This window comes from Kosakonia sp. H7A (genome assembly GCF_003028445.1).
GTDB lineage: Bacteria > Pseudomonadota > Gammaproteobacteria > Enterobacterales > Enterobacteriaceae > Kosakonia > Kosakonia radicincitans.
This window is the reverse complement of sequence record NZ_PYTZ01000004.1, coordinates 20,176-39,163: the sequence shown is the minus strand read 5'-3', so window position 1 is coordinate 39,163 and position 18,988 is coordinate 20,176. Positions and strand designations below refer to the sequence as shown.

Sequence of the window (18,988 nt, the reverse complement as noted above, 5' to 3'; positions counted from 1 at the left end):
GGAGGGTTACATGGCTGGCTGGCATCTTGATACTAAAATGGCACAGGATATCGTGGCGCGGACGATGCGCATCATCGATACGAACATTAACGTCATGGATGCACGCGGTCGCATCATCGGTAGTGGCGATCGTGAACGAATTGGTGAATTGCACGAAGGCGCGCTATTGGTTCTCTCCCAGGGGCGTGTTGTCGATATTGATGACGCGGTTGCCCGCCATCTGCATGGCGTACGCCAGGGCATCAACTTGCCGCTGCGCCTTGAAGGGGAAATTGTTGGCGTTATCGGTCTGACCGGCGAACCGGAAACGTTACGTAAATATGGCGAACTGGTCTGTATGACTGCCGAAATGATGCTGGAACAGTCTCGTCTGATGCATCTGCTGGCGCAGGATAGCCGCCTGCGTGAAGAATTGGTGATGAATCTGATCCAGGCTGAAGAGCACACTCCGGCGTTAACTGAGTGGGCGCAGCGCCTCGGCATAGATTTAAATCAGCCGCGTGTCGTTGCGGTGGTGGAAGTGGACAGCGGCCAGTTGGGTGTGGATAGCGCAATGGCTGAGCTACAACAGCTACAAAATGCGCTGACGACACCGGAACGCAACAACCTGATTGCGATTGTCTCACTGACTGAAATGGTGGTGCTGAAACCGGCGCTCAATCAGTTTGGTCGCTGGGATGCGGAAGATCACCGCAAACGTGTAGAACAATTGATTACCCGTATGAAAGAGAATGGCCAGCTGCGCTTTCGTGTCGCGCTGGGCAACTATTTTACCGGGCCGGGCAGCATTGCCCGATCGTATCGTACGGCGCGTACCACCATGATGGTGGGTAAACAGCGTATGCCGGAAAACCGCAGTTACTTTTACCAGGATTTAATGCTGCCGGTGCTGCTCGACAGTTTGCGTGGCGGCTGGCAGGCCAATGAACTGGCGCGTCCATTGTCTCGTTTAAAAGCGATGGACAACAATGGGCTACTGCGCCGTACGCTGGCGGCCTGGTTTCGTCATAACGTGCAACCGCTGGCAACATCGAAGGCGCTTTTTATTCACCGAAACACGCTGGAATATCGTCTGAATCGTATCTCTGAACTGACGGGGCTGGATTTAGGCAATTTCGATGACAGGTTGCTGCTGTACGTGGCGCTGCAACTGGATGAACAACACTGATATTTTGCCGGGAGAGGGAAGACCCCACCCGGCAAAATGGACTTATTTATTGCGGGTCAGTTTCTCAAGATCGGATTCGATTTCATTAATCTTATTGGTCACTACGCTTTCAAGATGGCGTAGATCGTCAAGGATCTTACGTTTCAGATCGACTTCAGTGCGATCGCGCTGGCAGATTTGATCCAGTTCATCAATCACATAACGCAGGTTAGGACTGATCTCCTGCACCTCTTTATAGCCTTGTCCTACACCGTCGGCGACGACTGTTTTACGCTGGCGGGGGTATTTGAATTTGACGCTCTTGGCAAAAAACTCGCCTTTGTCCTTATGAAAATAGATTTTCAGAATATCGTTGTTCGCTTCCTGGCGGAGGCTATAGCGATCGATTTCATCAGGATTGGTGATGCCTAAACTTTTCAGATTATCGTACATAGCGGTACCCTTAAGCTCAACATAACCTATGAATAATTAACGAAAAAATCTATTTTTGCCACATGAAAATGCAAAAAAGGCGGGATATATCACCCTCTCCCAAACAGGGAGAGGGAAAGACTTAGTCGATGGTGCGCAGCAGTTCGTTAATACCTACTTTGCCACGGGTTTTGGCATCAACTTTCTTCACGATTACAGCGCAGTACAGGCTGTATTTGCCATCTTTAGATGGCAGATTGCCGGAAACAACCACGGAGCCAGCCGGCACACGGCCGTAATGCACTTCGCCAGTTTCACGATCGTAAATTCGCGTGCTCTGGCCGATATAAACGCCCATCGAGATAACCGAACCTTCTTCAACAATAACGCCTTCCACTACTTCTGAACGCGCACCGATAAAGCAGTTATCTTCAATGATAGTCGGGTTTGCCTGTAATGGCTCCAGAACACCGCCAATACCGACGCCGCCGGAGAGGTGAACATTCTTACCAATCTGCGCACAGGAACCTACGGTCGCCCAGGTATCCACCATCGTACCTTCATCAACATATGCGCCGATGTTCACATAAGACGGCATCAGCACAGTATTGCGGGCAATAAATGCGCCCTGACGAACCGCTGCTGGCGGAACCACGCGGAAGCCTTCTTTCTGAAAGCGCGCCTGGTCATAGTCGGCAAATTTCATCGGTACTTTATCGAAGTAGCGGCTTTCCGCACCGTCGATAACCTGGTTATCGTTAATGCGGAAAGAGAGCAGAACGGCCTTTTTCAGCCATTGATGAGTGACCCACTGGCCTTCGATTTTTTCTGCGACACGCAGTGCGCCGGAATCGAGCAGGGCAATAACCTGATTTACCGCTTCGCGAGTTACGGTATCCACATTTGCCGGGGTGATCTCTGCGCGACGCTCGAAAGCCGCTTCAATAACGTTCTGTAACTGCTGCATTGTTTACTCTTTCCATCAGTGTAAAAAATCAATCACCCTTTATCGTTTGGATTGAGGGCCTCTGTCAACCGTTGTTGTACCTCCTTTTGCAGCGCATTATTAAGGCCACGCCGGTCGGCAGTTGCGATTATGAATAAATCTTCTACTCGCTCACCAATGGTTGTAATTCGGGCGCCATGCAGCGAAATTCCCAGATCCGCGAACACCTGACCGACCCGCGCCAGCAAGCCTGGCTGATCGAGAGCAATCAATTCCAGGAATGATTTTCTGTCGGTGTGTGTCGGCAGGAAATTCACCTCAGTATCCACCGTAAAGTGGCGTAATTTAGCCGGCTGGCGACGCGGTTGCGGCGGCTGCCAGCTGTGCTGGGTAATCGCCTGTTCCAGGCCAAAGCAGATAGCATCGTGACGATCGGCGGAGAGCGGGCTGCCGTCCGGTTCCAGCACGATGAAGGTATCCATCGCCATGCCGTCGCGCGTGGTAAAGATTTGCGCGTCATGGACGCTGAGGTTACGTCTGTCGAGTTCGGCGCAGACGGCGGCAAACAGGTACGGCCGATCCGGGCTCCAGATAAAGATCTCGGTACCGCCGCGCGTTGCCTGCGGGCTCAGCAGGATCATCGGTTTGCTCAGATCGTGCTGCAATAAGTGTCGCGCATGCCAGGCAAGCTGATTTGGGCTGTGGCGAACAAAATAGTTGGCGCGGCAGCGCGCCCAGATCTGATGCAGTTGCTCTTCATCAATATTGTCCATCCGCAGTAGCGCCAGCGCTTGCAACTGATGGTGGCGCACACGTTCGCGCATATCTGGTGTGTTTTGCATGCCGCGGCGCAGCTGTTTTTCGGTTGCGAAATAGAGTTCGCGCAACAGGCTCTGTTTCCAGCTATTCCACAGGGTTTCATTGGTGGCGCAAATGTCCGCGACGGTCAGGCAGACGAGGAAGCGCAGACGGTTCTCCGTTTGTACCTCTTCGGCGAACTGTTTGATCACTTCCGGATCCTGAATATCGCGGCGCTGGGCGGTGACTGACATCAGCAAGTGATGACGTACCAGCCAGGCAACGAGCTGGGTTTCCCGCGAGTTCAGCCCATGTAATTCCGCAAATTTCAATACATCCTGCGCGCCGAGCACCGAGTGATCGCCGCCGCGACCTTTGGCGATATCATGGAACAATGCTGCAATCAGTATCAACTCCGGGTGCGTCAGGCGCGGCCACAGCTCCACGCACAATGGGTGCTTATTGCGCGTCTCTTCTTTGCCGAAGCTCTCCAGCTTCAGCAGCACGCGGATGGTGTGTTCGTCCACGGTATAGGCGTGGAACAGGTCAAACTGCATCTGACCAACAATGTGCGACCACTGCGGCATATAAGCCCACAGTACGCTGTGGCGATGCATCGGCAGTAGCCCGCGGCTGACCGCGCCGGGGTGGCGAAGCATGCTGAGGAAAATTGAGCGCGCTTCCGGGATATAGCACAGCGGCTGCGTCAGATGGCGACGCGCGTGACGCAGATGGCGCAGGGTGGTGGAGTAAATCCCGGTGATCGTGCTGTTACGCACCATGATATAAAACATGCGCAAAATCGCCTGCGGCTCGCGAATGAAGAGCGTCTCATCGCGCAGGTCGATCAGCGTACCGCGTAACTGGAACTCATCATCAATCGCGCGCGGCCTTTCATCGTCAGTCAGCGCCAGAATAGCTTCGTCAAAGAGTTGCAGCAGCATCTGATTCAGTTCGCTGACGCGGCGCGTGACGCGGAAGAAATCTTTCATCATATGTTCAACCGGCTGATTGCCTTCGCCTACGTAATTCAGACGTTGGGCAACGCTGAGCTGCCGATCAAAAAGTAGGCGGTTGTCGTAGCGATTTAGCTCCAGATGTAGCGCAAAGCGGATCCGCCACAGCAGGTGCAAACACTCATTCAGCTCATTGCGTTCGGCTTCGGTCAAAAAGCCGAAACCGACCATTTCGTCCAGCGATGTTGCGCCAAAATGACGGCGAGCGACCCACTGCAATGTATGGATGTCGCGCAGCCCTCCGGGGCTACTTTTTATATCCGGTTCAAGGTTATAGCTGGTGCCATGATAGCGCTGGTGGCGCTCATTTTGCTCCACCACTTTGGCCGGGAAGAAGGTTTCGGAAGGCCAGAAGTCATCGCTAAAGATGTGTTTTTGCAATTCCAGAAACAGCGCGACATCGCCAATCAATAGCCGCGATTCAATCAGGTTCGTGGCGACCGTGAGATCCGATAGCCCCTCCTGCAAACACTCATTCAGAGTGCGTACGCTGTGGCCGACTTCCAGTTTCACATCCCACAGCAGCGTCAGTAGCTCGCCGATTTTCTGGGCCTGCTCATCGGGAAGTTTGTTACGGCTGAGAATCAACAGATCGATATCCGATAAGGGGTGCAGTTCACCCCGACCGTAACCGCCTACCGCAACCAGCGCGATATCGCCGACTTCACCGAAGCCGTACCCCAGCCATAAGCGCTGCAAAAGCTGATCGATAAATTCGGTGCGGGCTTCAATCAGTTGTTCCGCGGAAATGCCTGCGTCGAAAACGTGCCCCAACCACTGCTGAAAGGCGTCAATGTGCGCTTTAATGTTGGCGCACTGCAATTCGTCCTGAGACCAGGCACCAGGATACGCCGGCTGGCCGGGAAGGGTGGGTTGTACTGTACTGACAAACTGTTCGGAAGAGAGATTACTCATTATCGCCACCCATTCGGCATGCGGGGTTATGTAGAGACAAATTAAAAGAGATGGTAAGAAATGAAAAGTCGTTTATATCTATGACGCTGGCGCAAAAAGGGCAAAAAAAAACGGCCCGCAGAGCGGACCGTTGAGGTAGCTGAAGCGCACCGACTCAGGCGGCGGTCAGCACTGCGTCGATGGTGTCATCTTTACGCAGCGTCAGGATCTCGCAGCCGGTTTCGGTCACCACAATGGTATGTTCATATTGCGCCGACAGGCTGCGGTCTTTGGTTTTTACCGTCCAGCCATCTTTCATGGTGCGAATACGATAATCACCAGCGTTGACCATCGGTTCGATCGTGAAAGTCATACCGGCCTGCAACACAACGCCGCCGTCGTCTGCATCATAGTGCAGAACCTGCGGCTCTTCGTGGAAGCCACGGCCAATACCGTGACCACAATATTCACGCACCACGGAAAAGCCCTGCGCTTCAACGTATTTTTGGATCGCAGCGCCCAGCGTGCGCAGGCGGATACCCGGTTTCACCATGCGCAGCGCCAGGTAAAGGCTCTCTTGAGTGACGTGGCACAGGCGCTCGCCCAGGATGGTCGGTTTGCCGACAATAAACATTTTGGACGTGTCGCCGTGGTATTCGTCTTTGATGACGGTCACGTCGATATTGACGATATCGCCATCTTTCAGGTGTTTTTCGTCATCCGGAATGCCGTGGCAAACCACTTCATTAATAGAAATGCACACGGATTTCGGGAAGCCGTGATAACCGAGGCAGGCAGAGATTGCATGCTGCTCGTTAACGATGTAGTCGTTGCAGATGCGATCCAGTTCGCCGGTGGTGACGCCCGGTTTGATGTGCGGTGCGATCATTTCGAGCACTTCGGCGGCGAGACGGCCGGCGACGCGCATTTTTTCGATTTCTTCAGGAGTTTTAATAGAGATAGCCATGGAATGGGTCCGTCAGCGTCGAATTTTTCGACTATACCAGGTTAGTGCTGTCAATGGTAACAGTCAGGCGAGGCTTGTGCCAAATTGAGAATCAGTAACCGCACTCTGCGTCAACAACTATTGGTTTCCTGCGGCATTTTGTGGTATAAAGCGCGCCGGACTCCGTTCCTGTTTTGGGACGTGAGCCACAAATCTCACTTTGTGTAATAACACACACGTATCGGCACATATTCCGGGGTGCCCTTCGGGGTCGGTAATATGGGATACGTGGAGGCATAACCCCAACTTTTATATAGAGGTTTTAATCATGGCAACTGTTTCCATGCGCGACATGCTCAAGGCTGGTGTTCACTTTGGTCACCAGACCCGTTACTGGAACCCGAAAATGAAGCCGTTCATCTTCGGTGCTCGTAACAAAGTTCACATCATCAACCTTGAGAAAACTGTACCGATGTTCAACGAAGCTCTGGATGAGCTGAAAAAAATTGCTGCCCGTAAAGGCAAAATTTTGTTCGTTGGTACTAAACGCGCTGCAAGCGAAGCGGTGAAAGAATCTGCTCTGAACTGCGACCAGTTCTTCGTGAACCATCGCTGGCTGGGCGGTATGCTGACTAACTGGAAAACCGTTCGTCAGTCCATCAAACGTCTGAAAGACCTGGAAACTCAGTCTCAGGACGGTACCTTCGACAAGCTGACCAAGAAAGAAGCGCTGATGCGCACTCGTGAGCTGGACAAGCTGGAAAACAGCCTGGGCGGTATCAAAGACATGGGCGGTCTGCCGGACGCTCTGTTCGTTATCGACGCCGACCACGAGCACATCGCAATCAAAGAAGCAAACAACCTGGGTATTCCGGTATTTGCTATCGTTGATACCAACTCCGATCCGGACGGCGTTGACTTCGTTATCCCGGGTAACGACGACGCAATCCGTGCTGTTAGCCTGTACCTGAATGCCGTTGCTGCTACCGTTCGTGAAGGCCGTTCTTCGGATCTGGCTACTCAGGCGGAAGAAAGCTTCGTAGAAGCTGAATAATAAGGCACGCTCTCTGAGCCCCTTATTGAGCAGGTAGTACCGAGTTTGGTTAGGGGGCCTGTTTATGGCCCCCTTTTTCACTTTTAAGCCTGTTTGGTTCCTGTAACCGTGCAGGTCATATCTCTCCCGAGGATTAAAGAATGGCTGAAATTACCGCATCCCTGGTAAAAGAGCTGCGTGAACGTACTGGCGCAGGCATGATGGATTGCAAAAAAGCGCTGACTGAAGCGAACGGCGACATCGAGCTGGCGATCGAGAACATGCGTAAATCTGGTGCGATCAAAGCTGCCAAAAAAGCAGGCAACGTTGCTGCTGACGGCGTGATCATCACTAAAATCGATGGCACCTACGGCATCATTCTGGAAGTTAACTGCCAGACTGACTTCGTTGCTAAAGATGGCGGTTTCCAGGCATTTGCGAACAAAGTTCTGGACGCAGCTGTTGCTGGCAAAATCACTGACGTTGAAGTTCTGAAAGCACAGTTCGAAGAAGAGCGTGTAGCGCTGGTTGCTAAAATCGGTGAGAACATCAACATCCGTCGCGTATCTTCTCTGGAAGGTGATGTTCTGGGCTCTTACCAGCACGGCGCACGTATCGGTGTTCTGGTTGCGGCTAAAAATGCTGACGAAGAGCTGGTTAAACAGCTGGCTATGCACATCGCTGCAAGCAAGCCGGAATTCGTTAAGCCGGAAGACGTGTCCGCTGAAGTGGTAGAAAAAGAGTACCAGGTTCAGCTGGATATCGCCATGCAGTCTGGCAAGCCGAAAGAAATAGCAGAGAAAATGGTTGAAGGCCGCATGAAGAAATTCACCGGCGAAGTTTCTCTGACCGGCCAGCCTTTCGTTATGGAACCGAGCAAAACCGTTGGTCAGCTGCTGAAAGAGCACAACGCTGACGTGACTGGCTTCATTCGCTTCGAAGTGGGTGAAGGCATCGAGAAAGTTGAGACTGACTTCGCAGCAGAAGTTGCTGCCATGTCCAAGCAGTCTTAATCATTAAAAGGAGCCGCCTGAGGGCGGCTTCTTTTTATGCCCTTCATCTGAAAATCAGCCAGCACACTAGTGTTTGCGCTGGCAGGCGACGTATCATACGCCAGTATTAAACCCGTCCAATTGTTGACAGTCTCAGGAAAGAAACATGGCTACCAATGCAAAACCCGTCTACAAACGCATTCTGCTTAAGCTTAGCGGCGAAGCGCTCCAGGGATCAGAAGGCTTCGGTATCGACGCAAGTATTCTCGACCGTATGGCGCAGGAAATTAAAGAGCTGGTTGAACTGGGTGTTCAGGTTGGCGTAGTGATTGGCGGTGGTAACCTGTTCCGTGGGGCAGGTCTGGCGAAAGCGGGGATGAACCGTGTTGTGGGCGACCACATGGGTATGCTGGCGACGGTTATGAACGGCCTGGCAATGCGTGATGCGTTGCATCGTGCCTATGTGAACGCGCGTTTGATGTCTGCTTTTCCGCTGAATGGCGTCTGTGATAATTACAGTTGGGCAGAAGCGATCAGCCTGCTGCGTAATAATCGCGTTGTGATTTTTAGTGCAGGTACGGGTAACCCGTTCTTTACCACCGATTCTGCCGCGTGTCTGCGCGGCATCGAAATCGAAGCTGATGTGGTATTGAAAGCGACGAAAGTTGACGGTGTATTCACTGCCGATCCGGTACAGGATCCGACCGCCACCCTGTGTGAGCAACTGACCTATACCGAAGTGCTGGACAAAGAACTGAAAGTGATGGATCTGGCAGCCTTTACGCTGGCTCGCGACCACAAATTGCCGATTCGCGTATTTAACATGAACAAACCTGGCGCGCTGCGTCGCGTTGTCATGGGCGAAAAAGAAGGCACATTGATTACGGAATAATTCCCGTAAGCAATAAATAAAGGTAAGATTCCGCTTTAATTTATTAAGCAGTCCTTTCTGGCATCTTCGCGGTGCCATTAATTGAACAGGCTATACTTAGCACACCCGCCGTATGGCCTGTCTGCGACAAGATTTCAAGGATCCGTAACGTGATTAGTGATATCAGAAAAGATGCTGAAGTACGCATGGAAAAATGCGTTGAAGCGTTCAAAACCCAAATCAGCAAAGTGCGCACTGGCCGCGCTTCCCCGAGCCTGCTGGATGGCATCGTTGTGGAATATTACGGTACGCCGACTCCGCTGCGTCAGCTGGCCAGCGTGACGGTAGAAGACTCCCGTACTCTGAAAATCAACGTGTTCGATCGTTCTATGAGCCCTGCTGTTGAGAAAGCGATTCTGACCTCTGACCTGGGCCTGAATCCAAGCTCTGCGGGTAGCGATATCCGCGTTCCGCTGCCGGCGCTGACGGAAGAACGTCGTAAAGATCTGATTAAAGTCGTGCGCGGCGAAGCTGAACAGGCGCGTGTTGCGGTACGTAACGTCCGCCGTGACGCGAACGATAAAGTAAAAGCGCTGCTGAAAGATAAAGAAATCAGTGAAGATGACGATCGTCGTTCACAAGAAGACGTGCAGAAGCTGACCGACGCCGCGATTAAAAAAGTGGAAGCGGCGCTGGCGGACAAAGAAGCAGAACTGATGCAGTTCTGATTCGAAAAAACCGACTAAAACGCCGTACAGAGAGCCATTCCGGTGGCTTTGCTGGCGGCGTTTTGCTTTTTATCCTCGCAACATTGTGAGCGTTTAATGAAGCATTTAACCCTTCTGGGCTCAACGGGTTCTATTGGTTGCAGCACGCTTGATGTGGTTCGCCATAACCCTGAACGCTTTTCCGTTACTGCGCTTGTCGCGGGTAAGAACGTTGCCCGTATGATTGAGCAGTGTCTCGAATTCTCTCCTCGTTTCGCCGTAATGGATGACGCGCACAGCGCACAGCAAGTGAAACTGGCGCTGCGTGAGCATGGCTGCCGTACGGAAGTCCTCAGTGGCCAACAAGCCGCTTGCGAAATGGCCGCGCTAAATGGCGTCGATCAGGTGATGGCAGCGATTGTCGGTGCCGCCGGACTGGTGCCTACACTGGCTGCCATTCGCGCCGGTAAAACCGTTTTGCTTGCTAATAAAGAGGCGCTGGTAACCTGCGGGCGTCTGTTTATGGAGGCGGTGAAAGAGAGCGGCGCGCGGCTTTTGCCGGTTGATAGCGAGCATAACGCGATTTTTCAGAGTTTACCGGAAACAATTCAGCAGAACCTGGGGTACGCTGATCTTGAGCTGAATGGGGTTTCCTCTATTCTGCTTACCGGGTCTGGTGGCCCGTTCCGGGAGACGCCGCTGTCTGATTTGGCAGCAATGACGCCGGATCAGGCATGTCGTCATCCGAACTGGTCAATGGGACGTAAAATCTCCGTTGATTCCGCCACCATGATGAATAAAGGTCTGGAATACATTGAAGCACGCTGGTTGTTTAATGCCTCTGCCCGCCAGATGGAAGTGCTGATTCACCCGCAATCGGTGATCCACTCTATGGTTCGCTATCAGGATGGCAGTGTTTTGGCGCAGTTGGGTGAGCCGGATATGCGTACACCCATTGCACATACGATGGCGTGGCCTGAGCGCGTGCCGTCTGGCGTCAATGCCCTCGATTTTTGCAAACTGAGTTCATTAAGTTTCGCAGAGCCTGATTTCGCTCGCTATCCTTGTCTGAAGCTGGCTATTGATGCCTCCGATGAAGGGCAGGCAGCGACAACGGCGCTGAACGCAGCAAACGAGGTGACTGTCTCGGCATTCCTGGCATCTGCAATCCGTTTCACAGATATCGCAGCCCTTAATCTGTCTGTGCTTGAGCAGATGGATTTGCGAGAGCCGCAGAGTATTGATGATGTACTTGCTGTCGATGCGCAAGCTCGTGAGGCTGCGCAAAAACAAGTGATGCGTCTCGCAAGCTAGTGATATTACAGTCATGAGCAACGGTGCTATTTGTTAGCGTTAGGCTTCGGTGATATAGTCTGCGCCACAAAATTGCCAGTTTGTGATATGGCGGATTGTGTAAGCCGTGGTTTACGCGGCTTTTTTGCGTAAGGGCTTTGTATTCCTGAGTACCGCTAAATCCTTTTCAGGGACTAAAACGCGTTATGTTGTCAGTTAACCAACCGATAAGCGAAAATTTGCCAACACATGGCTGCCGCCATGTTGCGATAATCATGGATGGCAATGGTCGCTGGGCAAAAAGACAGGGGAAACTCCGCGCCTTTGGTCACAGAGCTGGAGCAAAGTCTGTTCGCCGCGCGGTCTCATTTGCCGCCAACAATGGTATCGATGCACTGACGCTTTATGCTTTTAGTAGTGAAAACTGGAATCGCCCGGCGCAGGAAGTTAGCGCGCTGATGGAGCTGTTTGTGTGGGCGCTGGATAGCGAAGTAAAAAGCCTGCACCGCCACAATGTGCGCTTGCGCATCATTGGTGATACCAGTCGTTTTAATATGCGTTTGCAGGAGCGTATCCGCAAAGCAGAAGCGTTGACCGCCCAGAATACCGGGCTGACGCTGAATATCGCAGCGAACTATGGTGGTCGCTGGGATATCGTTCAGGGAGTCCGGCAATTAGCCGTGCAAGTGCAGGAAGGGCTGTTACGCCCGGATCAAATTGATGAAGGAACGCTTAATAAGCAAGTCTGCATGCATGAGCTGGCTCCCGTTGATTTAGTGATTAGGACTGGTGGAGAACATCGCATAAGTAACTTTTTACTTTGGCAAATTGCCTATGCCGAACTTTACTTTACTGATGTTCTTTGGCCCGATTTTGATGAACAAGACTTTGAAGGTGCGCTGCATGCCTTTGCCAATCGAGAGCGTCGTTTCGGCGGCACCGAGCCTGGTGGCGAAAACGCCTGATGGGGGTAGCTTTTGCTGAAGTATCGCCTGATTTCTGCTTTTGTATTAATTCCCATAGTTATCGCAGCCCTTTTTTGGTTGCCGCTGGTGGGTTTTGCGATCGTTACGCTCGCTGTTTGTATGCTTGCTGCGTGGGAGTGGGGGCAACTAAGCGGTTTTTCGTCCCGTTCTCAGCGGGTTTGGCTGGCGGTATTGTGCGGGCTGCTGTTGGCGCTCATGTTGCTGCTGTTGCCGCAATATCACAATAATATCCATCAACCGCTGGTGGAACTCTCGCTTTGGGCCTCGCTGGCCTGGTGGGTGGGCGCGCTGTTGTTGGTATTGAGTTACCCGGCGTCTGCCGCGTTGTGGCGCAACTCCAGAGTTTTGCGTCTTGTGTTTGGCATATTAACGATTGTGCCTTTTTTTTGGGGCATGCTGGCACTGCGCGCCTGGCACTACAACGATAACCACTATGATGGCGCGCTGTGGTTACTGTATGTCATGATCCTCGTCTGGGGAGCTGATTCCGGCGCATACATGTTTGGTAAATTATTCGGCAAACATAAGCTGGCACCAAAAGTCTCTCCGGGAAAAACCTGGCAAGGTTTTCTCGGCGGCCTGCTGACTGCCGGGGTGATCTCCTGGGGTTACGGCGCTTGGGCGAATCTCGAGATAACACCATCTACTTTGCTGATTTGCTCTGTGGTGGCTGCACTGGCCTCCGTGCTGGGCGATTTAACCGAAAGTATGTTCAAGCGTGAAGCCGGTATTAAAGATAGTGGTCATCTTATTCCGGGTCATGGCGGTATACTGGATCGCATTGACAGCCTGACAGCGGCAGTACCCGTATTTGCCTGCCTGTTATTGCTGGTTTTCAGGACGATTTGACGGAAGGTTTTATGCTGAGCATTCTCTGGAATCTGGCGGCGTTCATAGTTGCGCTGGGTGTGTTGATCACCGTGCATGAATTTGGCCATTTCTGGGTTGCTCGTCGCTGTGGCGTACGGGTAGAGCGGTTTTCCATCGGCTTTGGCAAAGCGCTCTGTCGTCGTACAGACAAGCACGGGACCGAATTTGTGATTGCCCTGATTCCACTGGGTGGTTACGTCAAAATGCTGGATGAGCGCGTTGAACCGGTTGCTCCGGAAATGCGCCATTACGCCTTCAACAATAAAACGGTTGGCCAGCGCGCTGCCGTTATTGCCGCAGGTCCAATCGCTAATTTTATCTTTGCCATCTTCGCCTACTGGCTGGTGTTTATCATCGGTGTCCCCGGTGTTCGCCCGGTTGTTGGTGAAATAACACCCAACTCCATTGCCGCAAACGCGCAAATTGCACCCGGAATGGAACTTAAATCGATTGATGGCATCGAAACGCCTGATTGGGATGCTGTGCGCTTACAGTTGGTGTCAAAAATCGGCGATAGCCAGATGACGGTCAGCGTAGCGCCGTTCGGTAGCAACAATCGTCAGGAAAAGGTCGTGGATTTACGTCACTGGGCTTTTCAACCTGATAAAGACGATCCGGTAGCAGCGCTGGGTATTCGACCACGTGCTGCGCAGCTTGAGCCTATCCTCGCGGAGGTGCAGGTGGGGTCAGCGGCCAGTAAAGCAGGTTTGCAAGCTGGCGACAGGATCGTTAAAGTCGATGGTCAGCAGTTAACTCAGTGGATGACGTTCGTTACTCTGGTGCGGGATAATCCGGGAACGCCGTTAGCGTTGGAAGTAGAAAGACAGGGGGCTCCCTTGTCTTTAACACTGATACCGGATACAAAACCCGGTAGCAAAGCAGAGGGTTTCGCGGGCGTTGTGCCTAAAGTTATTCCGCTGCCAGATGAATATAAGACAGTACGCCAGTACGGGCCATTTAGCGCTATTGTTGAAGCCACAGATAAAACGTGGCAATTGATGAAGCTGACGGTCAGTATGTTGGGGAAATTGATCACCGGTGATGTAAAACTGAACAACCTCAGTGGGCCAATCTCAATTGCTCAGGGGGCTGGGATGTCAGCGGAGTTCGGGTTGATTTACTACCTGATGTTCCTCGCATTGATAAGCGTGAACTTAGGCATTATTAACCTGTTCCCATTACCCGTCCTTGATGGTGGGCATCTGCTGTTTTTGGCGATTGAGAAGCTGAAGGGCGGACCGGTATCCGAGCGAGTTCAAGACTTTAGTTATCGCATTGGCTCTATTTTGCTGGTGCTGTTAATGGGGCTTGCACTTTTCAATGATTTCTCTCGGTTGTAAGAGAGTTTGTTAGGAAGAACGCATAATAACGATGGCGATGAAAAAGTTGCTCATAGCGTCGCTGCTGTTTAGCAGCGCCACCGTATACGGTGCTGAAGGGTTCGTAGTGAAAGACATTCATTTCGAAGGCCTACAGCGTGTCGCCGTTGGTGCGGCCCTCCTCAGTATGCCAGTACGCCCTGGCGATACGGTGAATGATGAAGATATCAGTAACACCATTCGCGCGTTGTTTGCCACCGGCAACTTCGAGGATGTTCGCGTCCTGCGTGATGGTGATACCTTACTTGTCCAGGTGAAAGAACGCCCGACAATCGCCAGCATTACTTTCTCCGGTAACAAGTCGGTGAAAGATGACATGCTGAAACAGAACCTCGAAGCTTCTGGCGTGCGTGTGGGTGAATCACTGGACCGCACAACTCTGTCCGATATCGAAAAGGGGCTGGAAGATTTCTACTACAGCGTAGGTAAATACAGCGCCAGCGTTAAAGCTGTCGTGACCCCGCTGCCGCGCAACCGCGTTGACCTGAAACTGGTATTCCAGGAAGGCGTTTCCGCGCAAATCCAACAGATTAATATCGTCGGTAACCACGCATTTACCACCGAACAACTCATCTCCAGCTTCCAGCTGCGCGATGAAGTGCCATGGTGGAACGTGATTGGCGATCGCAAATACCAGAAACAGAAACTGGCTGGCGATCTGGAAAGTTTGCGCAGCTACTATCTGGATCGTGGTTATGCCCGCTTTAACATTGATTCGACTCAGGTTAGCCTGACGCCGGATAAAAAAGGCATCTACATTACCATCAACGTGACCGAGGGCGAGCAGTACAAGCTCTCCAGCGTGCAGGTGAGCGGTAACCTTGCTGGTCACTCCGCAGAGATAGAAAGCCTGACGAAGATCGAGCCGGGCGAGCTGTATAACGGCACCAAAGTAACCAAAATGGAAGATGATATTAAAAAGCTTCTTGGTCGCTATGGTTACGCTTATCCGCGCGTTCAGTCTCAACCTGAAATCAACGATACAGACAAAACCGTTAAGCTGCATATCAATGTGGATGCTGGCAACCGTTTTTATGTTCGCAAGATCCGCTTTGAAGGCAATGACACCTCAAAAGATGCCGTTCTGCGTCGCGAAATGCGCCAGATGGAAGGGGCGTGGTTGGGCAGCGATTTGGTCGATCAGGGTAAAGAGCGTCTGAACCGTCTGGGCTATTTCGAGACGGTAGATACCGAAACGCAGCGTGTTCCGGGAAGCCCGGATCAAGTTGATGTCGTCTATAAAGTGAAAGAGCGTAATACCGGTAGCTTCAACTTCGGTGTTGGCTATGGTACTGAGAGCGGCGTCAGCTTCCAGGTCGGCGTACAGCAGGATAACTGGTTAGGCACCGGCTACTCTGTGGGTATCAGTGGGACCAAAAACGACTACCAGACCTACTCTGAATTCTCCGTTACCAACCCGTACTTCACGGTTGACGGCGTTAGCCTCGGTGGTCGTATCTTCTATAACGACTTTAAAGCTGACGATGCAGACCTTTCTTCTTATACCAACAAGAGCTACGGTCTGGATGGTACCCTTGGGTTCCCGATCAACGAGTACAACACCTTGCGTGCGGGCTTAGGTTACGTTCATAACAGCCTGTCGAAAATGGAACCTCAGGTGGCGATGTGGCGTTATCTGGATTCCGTAGGTCAGAATGCCAGCACCACGAGTGATAACAACGGTTACTCGGCGGACGATTTCACCTTCAACTATGGTTGGACGTATAACAACCTCGACCGTGGGTACTTCCCGACGAAGGGCTCGCGCGTAAACCTGAACGGTAAAGTTACGGTTCCTGGCTCCGATAACGAGTTCTACAAAGTGACGGTGGATACCGCCTCCTATTTCCCGATTGACGCCGATCACAAATGGGTGATTCTGGGTCGTACTCGTTGGGGCTATGGTGACGGTTTAGGTGGCAAAGAGATGCCATTCTATGAGAACTTCTACGCCGGTGGTTCCAGCACTGTTCGTGGCTTCCAGTCCAACAACATCGGTCCGAAAGCCGTTTATTACGGCGGCAGTGGGTTGGATAACTGTAATACAACGACTTCGAAATACTGTAAGTCTGATGATGCAGTAGGTGGTAATGCCATGGGCGTGGCCAGCGTTGAGTTCATCACGCCGACGCCGTTTATCAGCGACAAATATGCTAACTCTGTACGTACCTCATTCTTCTGGGATGCTGGTAGCGTATGGGATACAAATTGGCAAAATACAGCAGAAATGAAAGCGCTGGGTATTCCGGATTATAGCGATCCGAGTAATATCCGCATGTCTGCTGGTATCGCATTACAATGGATGTCCCCATTGGGGCCGTTGGTATTCTCCTACGCCCAGCCGTTTAAAAAGTACGATGGAGACAAAGCGGAACAGTTCCAGTTTAACATTGGTAAAACCTGGTAATTCCGCACAGCAACGGAATGCATTCGCAGTGTAGTGATGGCTGAGGCTTTCAACCGGAAGCCCGGCCACGCAAAGAGCTGTACCTCCGGGTACAAACGGGATGGTAAGGAGTAAATTGTGAAAAAGTTGTTATTAGCGGCAGGTTTCGGTTTAGCAATGGCAGCGTCAGCGCAAGCCGCTGACAAGATTGCAATTGTTGATATGGGTAGCCTGTTGCAACAGGTTGCGCAGAGTTCCGGCGTTTCTCAGACGATGAAAAACGAATTCGGTGGTCGCGCAAGCGAACTGCAGAGCATGGAATCCGACCTGCAAGCCAAAGCTCAGCGTCTGCAACGTGATGGCTCTACCATGAAGGCGAGCGATCGCAGCAAGCTGGAAAAAGACATCGCGTCAGGTCGTCAGGCATTTGCTCAGAAAGCACAGGCTTTCGAGCAGGATCAAGCTCGTCGTTCTAACGAAGAACGTGGCAAGCTGGTGACTCGCATTCAGACTGCAGTGAAAAAAGTCGCTGCCGATCAGGGTGTTGATCTGGTTATTCCTTCCAACGCCGTTATTTACAACAGCAACGATGTAAAAGACATCACTGCTGATGTACTGAAACAGGTTAAATAAGTAATGCCTTCAATTCGACTGGCTGATTTAGCTCAGCAGTTGGATGCAGAATTACACGGTGATGGCGATATCGTCATCACCGGCGTTGCGTCCATGCAATCTGCCGAAGCAGGTCATATCACTTTCATGGTCAACCCCAAGTACCGTAAACACCTGACCGGATGTCAGGCGTCTGCTGTCGTTATGACGCAAGACGATCTTCCTTTTGCCAAAAGCGCAGCGCTGGTCGTAAAAAATCCGTACCTGACCTACGCGCGTATGGCCCAAATTCTTGATACCACGCCGCAGCCGGCGAGCAGCATCGCGCCTGGCGCGGTGATTGACGCAACGGCCACTCTGGGTAGCAATGTAGCAATCGGCGCAAATGCGGTGATCGAATCCGGCGTTGTCCTGGGCGATAACGTTATTATCGGCGCGGGTTGCTTTGTTGGGAAAAAGACGAAAATTGGTGCGGGTTCGCGTTTGTGGGCAAATGTGACCGTTTACCACGAGATTGAGATCGGTGAAAATTGCCTGGTGCAATCAGGAACGGTGATCGGTTCTGATGGTTTCGGTTACGCCAACGATCGTGGAAATTGGGTTAAAATCCCGCAGCTTGGCCGCGTTATCATTGGCAACAATGTTGAGATTGGCGCCTGTACTACAATCGATCGCGGCGCGCTTGACGATACCCGCATTGGCAACGGCGTAATCATTGATAACCAGTGCCAGATTGCACATAACGTTGTGATTGGCGACAATACGGCGGTTGCCGGTGGCGTAATCATGGCGGGCAGCCTGAAAATTGGCCGCTATTGCATGATCGGCGGCGCCAGCGTAATCAATGGGCATATGGAAATTTGCGACAAGGTTACCGTAACGGGGATGGGGATGGTCATGCGTCCTATCACTGAGCCAGGAGTCTACTCCTCAGGTATCCCACTACAGCCAAATAAAGTGTGGCGAAAAACCGCAGCCCTGGTGATGAATATTGATGATATGAGCAAGCGCCTGAAAGCCGTCGAGCGCAAGGTTAATCAACAAGACGAATAATTCACCTGCATAACGCTTGTACACAGAAGCCTCCCGGCATCAGAGAAGCGACAAAACGCTTCTGCGACGAGAAGCCTAAAGTGTGTATACTTCCCGGCCTGTTGGCTTTCTGATGATTGCCGCGGGCCGTGTTATTATTGCCTTTTAGTATATTTAGACAGGAAGAGTATTTTGACTACTGACACTCATACTCTGCACATTGAAGAGATTCTGGAACTTCTGCCGCACCGTTACCCGTTCTTACTGGTAGACCGTGTGCTGGATTTTGAAGAAGGTCGTTTTCTGCGCGCAGTAAAAAATGTTTCGGTAAACGAGCCGTTTTTCCAGGGGCATTTCCCTGGCAAACCGATTTTCCCGGGCGTGCTGATTCTGGAAGCAATGGCGCAGGCTACCGGTATTCTGGCGTTTAAAAGCGTTGGTAAACTGGAACCGGGTGAGCTGTACTACTTCGCCGGTATCGACGAAGCGCGCTTTAAGCGTCCCGTTGTGCCTGGCGATCAGATGATCATGGAAGTCACTTTCGAGAAAACCCGTCGCGGCCTGACCCGCTTTAAAGGTGTTGCGCTGGTAGACGGTAAAGTTGTTTGTGAAGCTACTATGATGTGTGCACGTAGCCGGGAGGCCTGA

General features: G+C 51.9%; 17 protein-coding genes. 13 read left to right on the top strand and 4 right to left on the bottom strand.

The genetic code is table 11. The features are described 5' to 3' along the window. Positions 1-10: 10 nt before the first annotated feature. Positions 11-1,168, top strand: a complete 1,158-nt coding sequence (cdaR, locus tag CWM66_RS15310) for a DNA-binding transcriptional regulator CdaR (protein WP_007373218.1) — start codon at positions 11-13, stop codon at positions 1,166-1,168. Positions 1,169-1,210: 42 nt separating this feature from the next. On the opposite strand, the gene CWM66_RS15305 is transcribed toward cdaR, so the two are convergent. The 4 genes from CWM66_RS15305 to map all read right to left on the bottom strand — a co-directional run bounded on the left by CWM66_RS15305 (position 1,211) and on the right by map (position 6,200). Further along, positions 1,211-1,600, bottom strand: a complete 390-nt coding sequence (locus tag CWM66_RS15305) for a DUF3461 family protein (RefSeq protein ID WP_007373219.1) — start codon at positions 1,598-1,600, stop codon at positions 1,211-1,213. Positions 1,601-1,721: 121 nt separating this feature from the next. Beyond that, positions 1,722-2,546, bottom strand: a complete 825-nt coding sequence (gene dapD / locus CWM66_RS15300) for a 2,3,4,5-tetrahydropyridine-2,6-dicarboxylate N-succinyltransferase (protein ID WP_007373220.1) — start codon at positions 2,544-2,546, stop codon at positions 1,722-1,724. Between the two features lie 32 nt (positions 2,547-2,578). Further along, a complete protein-coding gene (glnD, locus tag CWM66_RS15295) occupies positions 2,579-5,254 on the bottom strand; it encodes a bifunctional uridylyltransferase/uridylyl-removing protein GlnD (protein WP_071920231.1) in 2,676 nt (891 codons plus the stop codon). 154 nt (positions 5,255-5,408) lie between these two features. After that, complete coding sequence (gene map, locus CWM66_RS15290; RefSeq protein WP_007373222.1) at positions 5,409-6,200, bottom strand: type I methionyl aminopeptidase; 792 nt, start codon at positions 6,198-6,200, stop codon at positions 5,409-5,411. A gap of 307 nt (positions 6,201-6,507) precedes the next feature. On the opposite strand from map, the gene rpsB reads away from it, so the two are divergent. The 12 genes from rpsB to fabZ all read left to right on the top strand — a co-directional run bounded on the left by rpsB (position 6,508) and on the right by fabZ (position 18,988). Then, entirely contained in the window at positions 6,508-7,233 is a 726-nt protein-coding gene (gene rpsB, locus CWM66_RS15285; RefSeq protein ID WP_007373223.1) for a 30S ribosomal protein S2, read from the top strand. Between the two features lie 140 nt (positions 7,234-7,373). Further along, a complete protein-coding gene (gene tsf, locus CWM66_RS15280; protein ID WP_007373224.1) occupies positions 7,374-8,225 on the top strand; it encodes a translation elongation factor Ts in 852 nt (283 codons plus the stop codon). Positions 8,226-8,370: 145 nt separating this feature from the next. Continuing rightward, positions 8,371-9,096, top strand: a complete 726-nt coding sequence (gene pyrH, locus CWM66_RS15275; protein WP_007373225.1) for a UMP kinase — start codon at positions 8,371-8,373, stop codon at positions 9,094-9,096. 149 nt (positions 9,097-9,245) lie between these two features. Beyond that, positions 9,246-9,803, top strand: coding sequence for a ribosome recycling factor (gene frr, locus CWM66_RS15270; protein WP_007373226.1), 558 nt, complete (start codon positions 9,246-9,248; stop codon positions 9,801-9,803). Positions 9,804-9,899: 96 nt separating this feature from the next. Next, complete coding sequence (gene ispC / locus CWM66_RS15265; protein WP_007373227.1) at positions 9,900-11,096, top strand: 1-deoxy-D-xylulose-5-phosphate reductoisomerase; 1,197 nt, start codon at positions 9,900-9,902, stop codon at positions 11,094-11,096. 185 nt (positions 11,097-11,281) lie between these two features. Then, the gene (gene ispU, locus CWM66_RS15260; protein ID WP_035886484.1) at positions 11,282-12,040 is read left to right on the top strand and encodes a (2E,6E)-farnesyl-diphosphate-specific ditrans,polycis-undecaprenyl-diphosphate synthase; all 759 of its coding nucleotides are present in this window, start codon (positions 11,282-11,284) and stop codon (positions 12,038-12,040) included. 12 nt (positions 12,041-12,052) lie between these two features. After that, on the top strand, positions 12,053-12,910 hold the full coding sequence (gene cdsA, locus CWM66_RS15255; RefSeq protein WP_007373229.1) for a phosphatidate cytidylyltransferase: 858 nt from the start codon (positions 12,053-12,055) through the stop codon (positions 12,908-12,910). Positions 12,911-12,921: 11 nt separating this feature from the next. Next, positions 12,922-14,271, top strand: a complete 1,350-nt coding sequence (rseP, locus tag CWM66_RS15250) for a sigma E protease regulator RseP (RefSeq protein WP_007373230.1) — start codon at positions 12,922-12,924, stop codon at positions 14,269-14,271. A gap of 31 nt (positions 14,272-14,302) precedes the next feature. Further along, positions 14,303-16,717, top strand: coding sequence for an outer membrane protein assembly factor BamA (bamA, locus tag CWM66_RS15245; RefSeq protein WP_007373231.1), 2,415 nt, complete (start codon positions 14,303-14,305; stop codon positions 16,715-16,717). Positions 16,718-16,834: 117 nt separating this feature from the next. Then, complete coding sequence (gene skp / locus CWM66_RS15240; RefSeq protein WP_007373232.1) at positions 16,835-17,329, top strand: molecular chaperone Skp; 495 nt, start codon at positions 16,835-16,837, stop codon at positions 17,327-17,329. A gap of 3 nt (positions 17,330-17,332) precedes the next feature. Further along, entirely contained in the window at positions 17,333-18,361 is a 1,029-nt protein-coding gene (gene lpxD / locus CWM66_RS15235; RefSeq protein WP_107146856.1) for a UDP-3-O-(3-hydroxymyristoyl)glucosamine N-acyltransferase, read from the top strand. 171 nt (positions 18,362-18,532) lie between these two features. Continuing rightward, a complete protein-coding gene (gene fabZ, locus CWM66_RS15230; protein ID WP_007373234.1) occupies positions 18,533-18,988 on the top strand; it encodes a 3-hydroxyacyl-ACP dehydratase FabZ in 456 nt (151 codons plus the stop codon).

Excerpts from the sequence above, each read along its gene's own strand:
- rseP (WP_007373230.1), top strand. The coding sequence starts at position 12,922 with ATGCTGAGCATTCTCTGGAATCTGGCGGCGTTCATAGTTGCGCTGGGT.
- ispC (WP_007373227.1), top strand. The coding sequence starts at position 9,900 with ATGAAGCATTTAACCCTTCTGGGCTCAACGGGTTCTATTGGTTGCAGC.
- rpsB (WP_007373223.1), top strand. The coding sequence starts at position 6,508 with ATGGCAACTGTTTCCATGCGCGACATGCTCAAGGCTGGTGTTCACTTT.
- map (WP_007373222.1), bottom strand. The coding sequence starts at position 6,200 with ATGGCTATCTCTATTAAAACTCCTGAAGAAATCGAAAAAATGCGCGTC.
- cdaR (WP_007373218.1), top strand. The coding sequence starts at position 11 with ATGGCTGGCTGGCATCTTGATACTAAAATGGCACAGGATATCGTGGCG.
- bamA (WP_007373231.1), top strand. The coding sequence starts at position 14,303 with ATGGCGATGAAAAAGTTGCTCATAGCGTCGCTGCTGTTTAGCAGCGCC.
- lpxD (WP_107146856.1), top strand. The coding sequence starts at position 17,333 with ATGCCTTCAATTCGACTGGCTGATTTAGCTCAGCAGTTGGATGCAGAA.
- tsf (WP_007373224.1), top strand. The coding sequence starts at position 7,374 with ATGGCTGAAATTACCGCATCCCTGGTAAAAGAGCTGCGTGAACGTACT.
- glnD (WP_071920231.1), bottom strand. The coding sequence starts at position 5,254 with ATGAGTAATCTCTCTTCCGAACAGTTTGTCAGTACAGTACAACCCACC.
- ispU (WP_035886484.1), top strand. The coding sequence starts at position 11,282 with ATGTTGTCAGTTAACCAACCGATAAGCGAAAATTTGCCAACACATGGC.
- dapD (WP_007373220.1), bottom strand. The coding sequence starts at position 2,546 with ATGCAGCAGTTACAGAACGTTATTGAAGCGGCTTTCGAGCGTCGCGCA.
- pyrH (WP_007373225.1), top strand. The coding sequence starts at position 8,371 with ATGGCTACCAATGCAAAACCCGTCTACAAACGCATTCTGCTTAAGCTT.
- CWM66_RS15305 (WP_007373219.1), bottom strand. The coding sequence starts at position 1,600 with ATGTACGATAATCTGAAAAGTTTAGGCATCACCAATCCTGATGAAATC.